Raw genomic sequence first — 10428 nt, 5'->3', positions numbered from 1 at the left:
CACCCCCACCTGGCACCCAGCGCTCCGCCGAGGTGCACGACAAAAACCGACAATGCGCCTCAAACGCTAGACACCCACCAACAGGCAATCAACCGGCACCCACCACACCCTGCCGGGCTGGTGAGCGACGGCAGGCATTCATGGTGGGCTCAGGTGCTCGAGAGTGGCGGGGCCTTGAGGGCCACCGTGTGGTAGCCGCTGACGATGGCGGCGGCCCAGTCGCGGTCGCTGCCCACCTGGGTGGGGCTGAGCCGGTTGCTGGTGTCACCCAGGCCGAGCTGGCCGTACCCGTTCCAACCCCACGCCCACAGCGAGCCGTCGGCCTTGACCGCCACCGTGTGACCGTCTCCGGCAGTGACGACCGCCCAGACGGCGTCGGTGCCCACCTGGGTGGGGGTGAGCCGGTCTTCGGCATCGCCCAGGCCGAGCTGGCCGTACCCGTTCCAACCCCACGCCCACAGCGAGCCATCGGTCTTGACCGCCACGGTGTGGTAGCTGCCAGCGGCCACGGTGGACCAGTCGGTATCGGTGCCCACCCGAGTCGGCACCAGCCGATCATCGGTATCCCCCAGACCGAGGTGGCCGAATCCACCCGAACCCCAGGCCCACAAGCTGCGGTCGGCCTCGACCGCCACCGTGTGGACATCGCCGGCGACGACGGTCACCCAGTCATCGCCGGTGCCGACCTGCGTGGGAACCAGCCGATCATCGGTATCGCCCAGCCCGAGCTGGCCGTATCCGTTCCAACCCCACGCCCACAGCGTGCCGTCGGTCTTGACCGCCACGTTGTGACCAAACCCCGTGCTGACGGCCACCCAGTCGGCGTCGGTGCCCACCTGGGTGGGACTGAGCCGGGTGGAGGTGTCACCCAGGCCGAGCTGGCCGTCCCAGTTGGCACCCCAGGCCCACAGGGTGCCATCGGCCTTGACCGCCACCGTATGCCCCCAACCGGCGGCCGCACTGACCCAGTCGCCGTCGGCCCCGACCTGCGAGGGGGTGAGCCGATCGGTGGTGTCGCCCAGGCCCAGCTGGCCCGACAGGTTCGAACCCCAGGCCCACAGGGTGCCGTCGGTCTTGACCGCCACCGTGTAGCCGAAGCCGACGGCGGCGGTCGCCCAGTCATTGCTGTTGCCCACCTGGGTGGGGGTGAGCCGATCATCGGTGTCGCCGAGGCCGAGCTGGCCGTGCCCGTTCGCGCCCCAGGCCCACAAGGCCTCGGTGGGGAATGGTGTGGGCGTGTCGTCGTCAGCGATGGTGAGGGTTCCGGCAGCGCGACCGACGGTTGCGCCGACCGGTGACGACAAGGCAAGGGTGACCGTCTCGTCCCCCTCCACGAGGGAGTCGGGCAGCACCCCCACGGTGACCGTCTTGGCGGTCTGCCCAGGCTTGAACGTCACCGTGGTGCTGAACGCCTTCTTGAAATCGGCCCCGGCAGTGGCTGACCCCGCTGCCACCGAGGCGGTGACGCTCACCGTGCCCGCCGTCGGCTCCGACAACGTGAGCGGGACCTCCACCTCGTTGGTGACGTTGCGGGCGCGGTCGCCCTCCACGACGGTGACATCCCCCACGGACACCGCCGGACCTCCACCAGGATCGTCATCGACGATGGTGACCACCCCCACCGAACGCCTCAGCGCGCTGATCGACCCCGTCGGCGCGGAAAGCACCACCTGGAACCACTCGTCACCCTCCACGGCGGTATCCGCAGTGATGCCCACGGAGATCACCCCAAGGGTCCTGGCCAGGCCGTCCGCACCCGGCTTGAACGTGAGGGTTCCCGAACGCAACGTGACGTCGTCAGGGCTGGTGCTGCCATGGACGACGGTGTAGGCGAGCGTCGACAGCGTCGTCGCCGGCGCCGACAACGTCACCGGCACCCGCACTGTCCGAGCCGAACCACCGTCACCTTCCACCACCGCGACATCGCCCACGGAGGCCGTCACCCCGCCAGACGCTCCCGCCAGCGCTGATCCGGTGCCCCCCGCCAGCATTGCCACCCACGCAACCACCGCTGCCCACACCTCGAGTGGCCGCACACCAGGCCGACCTGCCCGCCACCAACCCATGCGCCGCTCCTCACGTCACCGCCATCCGGACCGCCTGCTCACCGGCCGGAGATGGGACCCCGATCGAGGTGACGCCTGCGGGGGACGGGAAGGATGCGGGGGCGTTGTGCGAACTCCGCCGACGTCACCTCGATCGGGACACTGGCCATTCTCACGGAGCCGCGAGAACAGCTCATGACCGTACGAGCACAACTCGGAAAACTCTCGCCGGAGCGGGCGCTGGATCTGATCAGGGATCGAAGCGGTAGCCGACCCCACGGATCGTCGAGATCCTCGGGGTAGCCCCCGCCTCGATCTCCACCTTCTGGCGGACCCGGCGAACGTGCTGGGTGACCGTGGCCGGGTGCTGCCACTCCGACGAGGAGTTCCACACCGCGACCAGGAGCTGCTCGCGGGAGAACACCTGGCGGGGATGGGAGGCGAGGTGGCACAGCAGCTCGTATTCCTTGCGGGTGAGCGATACCAGCTCCCCTGCCACCCGGACCTCACCAGCCGCTTCGTCGATCACCAGATCACCGAAGTCGAGCGTCTGGTGCACAGGAGCGGGCTGGACCCGCCGGAGCACCGCCGTCACCCGGGCGGACAGCTCGGTCGGTGCGAACGGTTTGACGAGGTAGTCGTCGGCTCCCAGCCGGAGCCCGACGACCCGATCCTCGACCCCGCTCCGCCCGGTGAGGACGACGACCGGGATCGTGCTGACCCGCCGGAGCTCCACGAGCCAGTCCAGGCCCTGCTCGTCGGGCAGGCCGAGGTCGAGCACCACCAGATCGAACCGGCGGGAACTGTTCAGCTCCCGAGCCTTCGAAGCGGTCGAGGCCTCAGCCACCTCAAAGCCGTCCATCGTGAGGGCCTGCGCCGCCAGCGCACGTGCGGCGGCGTCGTCGTCGACGAGGAGGACTGCGGCACCCATCAACGATCGGCGGCCGGGCACGGCCGGATCACCCAAGGTGACGTGCCTGAACACCTGGCAGCTCCCATCACCCCTTGTATCGGTCGGTGGGGCGGAGGACTCAAGGGCGCGCCGGCAGGTCGAACCACAGGTGCGTACCCGCACCGATCCGACTGCTGGCCAGCAGCTTGCTGCCGAGGGCTTCCACCAGGAGCCGGCAGATGGTGAGCCCCAGCCCGGCGCCGCAGTCCGGGCCAGGGTCTCCGAAACGGGCGAAGGGGCCGAACGCTCTCCCGAGCTCGAGCTCCCCCATCCCACGGCCGGGGTCTTCCACCGAGAACCGCACCGTGCCGGGCCCGCTCGCGGCGACTCGCACCACGACTCGCCCCGCCCCGCTGTGCTGCAACCCGTTGCGCACGAGCTGCTCGAGGATCTCCACCAGGGCCTCCCGGTCGCCGAGCACGGCATCCCCGCATTCGACGGCGGCGATCAAGGTGACGTCGAGCTTGTCGGCCAACGGCGTGGTCCGCCTGCACACGTCATGGATCACGTCGAGCGGGTCGACATCCTCGAGGTCGAGGCAGGGGTTCGACGCCGCCCGTACGACCCTGCTCACGGCTTCGAGCAGAACGGTCATGTTGCCGCTGGCACGGTCGATCCACTCCACGGCCAGCCGCTGGTCCTCGGTCAGGGGCCCGTGCCGGAGTAAGCCGGCGAAGCCGGCGATCGTGTGCACGGAGCCGCGGAGCTCGTGCTCCAGGGCCCTCGCGAACTCCAGACCGAACGACCCCGTCTGGGTGGTACCAGCCGAGTACATGGGGTTCGCGGAGATCGTGACCATGAGTCGTCAACCCTTCCGGCTAGCGTCCAGCTAGGTGCAACCACACACAACGCTGTCCGCCTGATGGTTTCGGTCAGGGGACCGGATCCCTGGATGAGCTGATCGGCTCATTTCGTCGGGGGCCACGCGCGCCGATGCTGAGTCCGGACGGTAGGGCACCGGCGCGCCACAGGCGCAGCGGTGCATGGCGCGGGGCTCCGGATACGAGAGGAGAGCCATGTCGCTCGCTGCGTGCAGCCCCGCCGCCGGCGAAGACGCCACCTGCCAGGCCCGCATCGTGATCGTCGACGACGAGCCGACCAACGTGCTCGTGCTGAAGCGGATGCTGCAGCGTGCGGGCTACCCGCACGTCGACGGCCTCACCAACCCCAGGGTCCTGCTGACCGACCTCGACCGGCTGGACCCTGACCTGCTGGTGCTGGACCTCCACATGCCGATCATCGACGGCATCACCTTCCTCGACGAGCTGACTCGTCGCCTCGACGACGATGACTTCGTGCCGGTCCTGGTGGTGACCGCGGACGTCACCGACCAGGCGAAGGAGACGGCGCTCGCCCATGGCGCGCACGACTTCCTGACCAAGCCTCTCAACTACACGGAGCTGATCCTGCGGGTCCGCAACCTCCTGCGCACCAGGATGCAGCACCTCGCGCTGAGTCGAGAACGCCAGGTGCTGGCCTCGAAGGTCGACCACCTCGAGCATGGAGAGCACCAACAGGCCGAAGCCCGGCGGGAGTTGGCCAAACGGATCGAGGCGCTCATCGACTCCCGGTCGATCGAGATCGTGTTCCAGCCGATCGTCGACCTCACGACGGCCGCCATCATCGGCGCCGAAGCGCTGGCCCGCTTCACCACCACCCCGATCCGGCCCCCCGACGAGTGGCTCGCCGACGCCGCCATCGTGGGGCTGCGTACCCATCTCGAGCTGGCCGCAATCGCCGAGGCAGCCGAGCAGGCGGCATCACTGCCGGACGGCGTCTTCGTGGCGGTGAACGCCTCGCCGATGACGCTGCGATCACCGCGGCTCATCCAGGAGCTGCGGTCGTTCGATCCTGCGCCGGTGATCGTGGAGGTCACCGAGCACGAACGCGCCGACGACCCCGATGCCCTCCGGGATGCGGCGACCCGCCTCAGGCAGATGGGGGCCCGGGTCGCGGTCGACGACGCCGGGGCAGGGTTTGCCAGCTTGGAGCAGATCCTCTGTCTCGAGCCGGACGTGCTCAAGCTCGAGCGCCAGCTCATCAGCGACGTCGACCGCTCCCCGGTCAAGCGGTCGCTGGTCAGCGCTCTGGTGCACTTCTGCTGCGAAACCAGGACCACGCTGATCGCCGAGGGCATCGAGACCCTCGAGGAGCTCCACACCCTGAGGTCGCTCGGCGTGCGCGCCGGGCAGGGGTTCTTCATCGGCCGCCCGGCACCACTTCCGCTGCGCCCACCCGCGATGCGCCACCTCTGGATCGGTGGGTGAGTTTTCCGTCCTGTTCCCCAGTTGCGCAGGAAGCTCCCGAATGCACCGAGTGATGCCTGAACCTCCGAGCAACCTCCGTCGATGCCCTCCAACATCGACCACCGGCGACGCAGTCCCCTCGGCGATCGCCCCGCTCTGGAGGTGCACGGCATGCGTGTCACGATCATCCGATGGCGGCGAGCGGCACTGGTGCTCGCTGCGCTGCTCGGCCCTGTTGCGGCACTCGCGCCGGCGACCGTCGCGTCCGCCGGCCCTTCAAACCCGAGGCTGTACATCTGGGGCAACAACACGTTCGGCCAGCTCGGCAACGGCAGGATGGGGCTCACCCCCGAATCGGAGCCGACTCGGCACGACGCGGAGCTCTCCACGCCGACCCGGGTGCCGGGCTCCCAGGCCTGGAGCGACATCTCCAGCGGCACCGCCCACTCGATCGCCATCCGCAAGGGCGGAACGATGTGGGCGTGGGGCGTGAATCCCTACGGGCTCGGTGCGGTCGATGCTTCCGGCAACCCGGTGACGGTGGCTCCGAACCCGGTGAAGCTGCCCGGCGGCCGCGGGTGGGTCGACGTGGAGACGAGCGACTCGTACTCGCTTGCCATCCAGAGCGACGGGTCGCTGTGGGCCTGGGGGAACAACAACTCCGGTCAGCTCGGCATGGGCGACACCGAACCGCGCTTCACCCCGACCCCGGTCGGGCCGGACCGGGACTGGGTCTCGATCGTGGCGACCCCTTCGGGCACCTCCTTCGCCCTCAAGGCCGATGGGTCGCTGTGGGCCTGGGGGAACAACAGCTCCGGTGCGCTCGGAACAGGAACGATCGATCTCGACCCTCATCCCACGCCGAGCCGCATCCCGGGCACGTGGCGATCGGTCAGCGCTGGGGGCCGGTTGACGACTCACGTGCTGGCGGTGGCTGACGACGGCCGGCTCTACGCATGGGGGCAGAACTGCCGTGGGCAGCTCGGGCTCGGCGCTGCGCCGGTGGACGGTACCCAGTGGCAGTGCATCAACGACTTCCATCCCCAGCCCACGCAAGTGGGGACGAAGACGGATTGGGTCCGGGCCGTCGCGGGCAGCACGCCCATCGACGGAGGCTTCTCGATGGCCATTGACTCAGCAGGCTCGCTCTTCGCCTGGGGTGACAACATCGCCGGCGGGTTGGGTCTCGGTACCTCGAGCACCACGGGTGACGCCCTGCGGGCCTCCCCGACGCTGGTCGGCGAACCGGGGGGATGGTCGAAGGTCGCCCTCGGCTACGGGTTCGCCATCGCCATCCGGTCCGACGGGACGTTGTGGAGCTGGGGGTGGAACCCGACCGGCCAGCTCGGCAACGGCAACCCCGGTCCCGGTCTGACCAGCATCGACACCTGGCTGACCGACGAGTCCGCTCGCCAGCCGACGCCCGCCCGGGTCGGCACCCTCACCGGCTGGTTCGACGTCTCGGCAGGTGGGCTGCACGCCATGGCTACCCGCTGAGGAACCCGCTCGTGCACTCGGCGTGGTTCCGGCGGCCTCGGCCGGTGGGACCACGCCGAGGCGCGCCAGCGGGTTCGCCGGCCCTACGCCAGCTCGAAGCGGTACACGTTGGTCTCCCGCTGCACGAATCCGATCCGCTGGTACAGCCGGTTGGCGGCTACCCGGCTGGGGCGGGAGGTCAGATCGACCGTGCGTGCTCCTGAAGCCCGTGCCCGTTCGAGTGCGGCCCGGTTGAGCGCCTCCCCCACCCCCTGGCCGCGAGCGGACTCGTCGACCACCACGTCCTCGATCCAGGCCCGGAGCCCGGTGGGAATGCGGAACATCGCCAGTGTCAGGCTGCCCACGATCTCCCCCCCGGATCGGGCGAGGAACAGCACGGTGGCGGGTGAGGCCACGATCTCAGCCAGCTGCTCGGCGGTCGGGGGTGAGCTGGAGGACGAGAGCTGAGGGGTCAAGCGCTGGAACGCCGCCACCACCTCGGGGTCGGCGACCTTGCATTCGACGATCTCGAGACTCATCGGCGGTCACGCTAACGGTCCGGCGCACGCAGGACCACGATCGCCCGGTACGGTGAGGTGATGGCTGATCCGCAAGGGCGCAGCCCGCGTCTCGAGCACGTGCGCTGGTTCCGCCGCCCGCAGCTGATCGCCCCCGTGATGCTCGTGGCCTTCTCCGGCTGGAGCGATGCCGGCGACGCGGCCAGCAGCGCGGTGAGCGTGTTTGCCGAGCAGTGGCGAGCGCGGCCGTTCGCGGCCGTCGACCCGGAACTCTTCTACGACTTCACCTCAACCCGGCCGCTCGTCCGGTTCGACGCGCACGGCGAGCGCGAAATCCTGTGGCCGGAGATCGAGTTCTCTGCCACGACCGTCCCAGGTGCCAACCTGGATGTGATCCTCCTGGTGGCGCCCGAGCCACAACTGCGGTGGCGCACGTTCTGCGAGCAGATCATCGGCGTGGCCCGCGCCTTCGACACCCGGCGAGTCATCACCTTCGGCGCGCTCCTCGCCGAAGTGCCGCACTCGCGGCCGGTCTCAGTCTTCGGCGTCGGCCACGACGCCGACACCGCCCGCGAGCTCGGCCTGCTCCCGTCACGCTACGAGGGGCCGACCGGGATCACCGGCGTGCTCCAGGCGCTGTCACGAGAAGCGGGTCTGCCGTCGTCGTCGCTGTGGGCCGCCGTGCCCACCTACGTCCCCGCGTCACCCTCGCCCAAGGCCACCCTGGCCCTCGTCGACCGGGCGTCACGCCTGCTGCAGGTCTCCCTCGATCTCACCGAGCTGAAGCAAGCCGCTCGGGACTACGAAGAAGAAGTCAGCTCGCTGGTCGACGACGACGAGGAGACCCGCGACTACGTGCGGCAGCTCGAGGAGCGTTTCGACGAGGAGGAGCCGAGACTGCTCGATGACGGCTCGACCCTGGTCGAAGAGGTCGAACGCTTCCTGCGCGACCAGGATTGACGCACCAGCCACGCGCTCGCGCCTAGGCACCTGCTCCCATCGGGGCGTGCCGGGGCCAGGGCCGAGTCTGCTCCAGCAGCCTGGCGAGCCGCAGCACCACCTCGTCCGCGTGCCGACGCCCGATGATCTGCAACCCCACCGGCAGCCCGTCAGAGCTGAGACCGGCAGGCACCGAGCACGCGGGGTTCCAGCAGAGGTTGGCCAGCATCGTGAACGGCACGCTCATCGCCCCCGCCGCCAAGGGTCCGAACCGCTCGACCAGGTCCTCGCCGGCGATCGTGGTCGGCGATGGGCCCGCGGCGTCGAAGGCGGGTACGGCCGTGGTGGGGGTCAGGAGCACGTCGACGTCCTGGAAGATCCGGGCTACGTCGGCCTCGAGCTGGAGCCGGCGACGCAGTCCCGGCACCAGCGTGCGAACCGGACGCTCGTAGCTCGTCTCCAGGCTGAAGCGCACGAACGGGGTGAGGTCGTCCAGGCGCGCGGGATAGTGCTCGCTCTCCTCGATGTCCAGCCACAAGGTGACCGACCCGGCCTGCAGCCAGGTGCGGATCGGGTCCGTGAGGCGGACCGGGTACTCGACGAGCTCGGTCCCCACGGCCTGAGCCAGCGCCTCCGCCGAGGCACGGGTGAGCTCGAGCACCTCGGGATCGACGACCGCGAAGCCCAGGTCTCCTGACCAGCCGACGCGCAGTCCCGAGACGTCGAGGCTCTCCATGGCGTCCTGGTAGCGGAGTCCCGCCGGCGGCAGGGACGTGCGATCAGCGTCGTGTGGACCCGCGGTGACGTCGAGGTGCCGGGCCGCATCGGCCACCGTCACCGCCTCCACCCCGTACACGGCCGTCTGTGAGGGATCCGCGCTGGGATGGGGGATGCGGCCGTAGCTCGGCTTCATGCCGACCAGACCGCTGAACGCCGCGGGGATCCGGGTGGAACCACCCCCGTCACTGGCGGTGGCGATCGGCACCAGGCCACCGGCGACCGCGGCGGCCGAGCCACCACTCGATCCCCCCGGTGTGCGGTCGGTGTCCCACGGGTTGCGGGTCACCCCCCAGGCCTTGGTGCGGGTGAACTGGATCGTGCCGAACTCGGGTGCGGCGGTCTTGCCCACGAAGACCGCGCCCGCAGCGCGCAGGCGAGCCACGTGGATGGAGTCCTCGGTGACCGGCGGAGCGTCCTTGTACAGCAGCGACCCGTGCGAGGTCGGCATCCCCGCGCAGTCCTCGAGGTCCTTGACACCGAACGGCACACCGGCGAACGGCCCCGGGTCCTCGCCCCGGCGGACCAGATCATCGATCTCCGCCGCCCGGGCCCGGGCCCCCTCGGGGTCCAGGTACACGAACGCGTTCAATACGTCATTGCGTTCCTCGATGGCCGCCAGGCACTCCTCGAGCAAGGCCCGAGCGCTCATCTCCCCCCGGCGAACGGCATCTGCCGCTTCACTCGCAGATGGAAGCTCCGCCATGAATCCCCCTGTTCTCCGACGCGGTGTCGATCGCGTCCTGGTCTACCTCGTTCGAGATGATGGGTCGTCAGGTGATGGGTCATCGGCCCGCCACGGAGGTATCCGCGGCTGGTCGTAGAGCACGTCGAGCGGTTCTCCCCTGATCGCCCGGAACGCGTGATCCGCCCAGTGGTCGGCTCCGGCCACGTGCGGGGGCAGGTGGCCCTCCGAGAACCAACCGACGTCCGCACACTCGAGGGGATGTGGCTCCAGCTCTCCTCCCACCGCGTGGCAGTGAAAGACCAGCGAGTACAGGGGAATCTGGGTGAAACCGAGGCGCAACCCGTCGAACAGACCGATCAACCGCCGGACCTCACAGTCGATACCCGTCTCCTCTTTCACCTCCTTCACCGCCACCTCCGACGCGGAGTAGCCGATGTCAGCCCAACCGGTCGGGTAGAGCCAGATCCCCGAGTCGGCCCGCTTCACCAGGAGGATCTCGCCGCGGTCGTTGCCCACCACGGCACCCACCGCGATCTTCGGGGTCTGGTAACCGGCGACGCCGGTGCCGGTCGTCTTCATCCACTCCGAAACCACCTGGTCGTGGTCGATGTCGGATCGGGCCGCGTGGCGGATGTCGGCCGCGACCGCGAGCACCTCCTCGAAACGTTCACGCTCGTAGGGGTTGTCGGTGAAGCCGAGACCGGTGCGGGCGATGCCGGCAAGCGCCTCGCTCCAACGCAGGAGGTCCTGAGCGGTCACCCGTCGATCCATCGCCCGCACGCTACTG

Annotated in this window: 9 protein-coding genes; 3 read left to right on the top strand and 6 right to left on the bottom strand. The window is 69.6% G+C overall.

What is annotated here, in order from left to right:
* Positions 1-149: 149 nt before the first annotated feature.
* From V7004_RS07115 to V7004_RS07105, 3 genes are all read right to left on the bottom strand, one after another.
* Positions 150-1943 carry a Calx-beta domain-containing protein gene (locus tag V7004_RS07115; RefSeq protein WP_334143019.1) on the bottom strand — a complete coding sequence of 598 codons (1794 nt, stop codon included), beginning with the start codon at positions 1941-1943 and terminating at the stop codon, positions 150-152.
* Between the two features lie 352 nt (positions 1944-2295).
* On the bottom strand, positions 2296-2976 hold the full coding sequence (locus V7004_RS07110) for a response regulator transcription factor (RefSeq protein WP_334143018.1): 681 nt from the start codon (positions 2974-2976) through the stop codon (positions 2296-2298).
* Between the two features lie 100 nt (positions 2977-3076).
* Entirely contained in the window at positions 3077-3796 is a 720-nt protein-coding gene (locus tag V7004_RS07105; protein ID WP_334143017.1) for a sensor histidine kinase, read from the bottom strand.
* 217 nt (positions 3797-4013) lie between these two features.
* Between V7004_RS07105 and V7004_RS07100 the strand changes: the two genes are divergently transcribed.
* Together V7004_RS07100 and V7004_RS07095 are read left to right on the top strand one after the other, a co-directional pair.
* Positions 4014-5264 carry an EAL domain-containing response regulator gene (locus V7004_RS07100; RefSeq protein WP_334143016.1) on the top strand — a complete coding sequence of 417 codons (1251 nt, stop codon included), beginning with the start codon at positions 4014-4016 and terminating at the stop codon, positions 5262-5264.
* Between the two features lie 81 nt (positions 5265-5345).
* A complete protein-coding gene (locus tag V7004_RS07095) occupies positions 5346-6740 on the top strand; it encodes an RCC1-like domain-containing protein (RefSeq protein ID WP_334143015.1) in 1395 nt (464 codons plus the stop codon).
* Between the two features lie 83 nt (positions 6741-6823).
* Here V7004_RS07095 and V7004_RS07090 read toward each other — a convergent pair whose 3' ends face one another.
* A complete protein-coding gene (locus V7004_RS07090) occupies positions 6824-7258 on the bottom strand; it encodes a GNAT family N-acetyltransferase (protein WP_334143013.1) in 435 nt (144 codons plus the stop codon).
* Between the two features lie 60 nt (positions 7259-7318).
* Here V7004_RS07090 and V7004_RS07085 point away from each other — a divergent pair, with 60 nt between their 5' ends.
* The gene (locus V7004_RS07085) at positions 7319-8197 is read left to right on the top strand and encodes a PAC2 family protein (RefSeq protein ID WP_334143012.1); all 879 of its coding nucleotides are present in this window, start codon (positions 7319-7321) and stop codon (positions 8195-8197) included.
* Positions 8198-8219: 22 nt separating this feature from the next.
* Here the strand turns inward: V7004_RS07085 and V7004_RS07080 are convergent, their stop codons facing one another.
* Both V7004_RS07080 and V7004_RS07075 read right to left on the bottom strand, forming a co-directional pair.
* A complete protein-coding gene (locus V7004_RS07080) occupies positions 8220-9605 on the bottom strand; it encodes an amidase (RefSeq protein WP_334143011.1) in 1386 nt (461 codons plus the stop codon).
* A gap of 96 nt (positions 9606-9701) precedes the next feature.
* Positions 9702-10412 (bottom strand): NUDIX hydrolase N-terminal domain-containing protein, encoded by a 711-nt coding sequence (locus tag V7004_RS07075; RefSeq protein WP_334143009.1) that lies wholly within the window; start codon positions 10410-10412, stop codon positions 9702-9704.
* Positions 10413-10428 lie beyond the last annotated feature (16 nt).

Source organism: Rhabdothermincola sp. (assembly GCF_036846205.1).
Classification (GTDB): domain Bacteria; phylum Actinomycetota; class Acidimicrobiia; order Acidimicrobiales; family Acidimicrobilacustridaceae; genus Rhabdothermincola.
The sequence above is the reverse complement of the archived record's forward strand: the minus strand, read 5'-3'. Positions and strand labels throughout refer to the sequence as shown.

What these genes read in the sequence shown, in the direction of transcription:
- V7004_RS07110 (WP_334143018.1), bottom strand. Translation starts at nt 2,976, where the DNA reads ATGGGTGCCGCAGTCCTCCTCGTCGACGACGACGCCGCCGCACGTGCG.
- V7004_RS07105 (WP_334143017.1), bottom strand. Translation starts at nt 3,796, where the DNA reads ATGGTCACGATCTCCGCGAACCCCATGTACTCGGCTGGTACCACCCAG.
- V7004_RS07100 (WP_334143016.1), top strand. Translation starts at nt 4,014, where the DNA reads ATGTCGCTCGCTGCGTGCAGCCCCGCCGCCGGCGAAGACGCCACCTGC.
- V7004_RS07095 (WP_334143015.1), top strand. Translation starts at nt 5,346, where the DNA reads ATGCCCTCCAACATCGACCACCGGCGACGCAGTCCCCTCGGCGATCGC.
- V7004_RS07090 (WP_334143013.1), bottom strand. Translation starts at nt 7,258, where the DNA reads ATGAGTCTCGAGATCGTCGAATGCAAGGTCGCCGACCCCGAGGTGGTG.
- V7004_RS07085 (WP_334143012.1), top strand. Translation starts at nt 7,319, where the DNA reads ATGGCTGATCCGCAAGGGCGCAGCCCGCGTCTCGAGCACGTGCGCTGG.
- V7004_RS07080 (WP_334143011.1), bottom strand. Translation starts at nt 9,605, where the DNA reads ATGAGCGCTCGGGCCTTGCTCGAGGAGTGCCTGGCGGCCATCGAGGAA.
- V7004_RS07075 (WP_334143009.1), bottom strand. Translation starts at nt 10,412, where the DNA reads ATGGATCGACGGGTGACCGCTCAGGACCTCCTGCGTTGGAGCGAGGCG.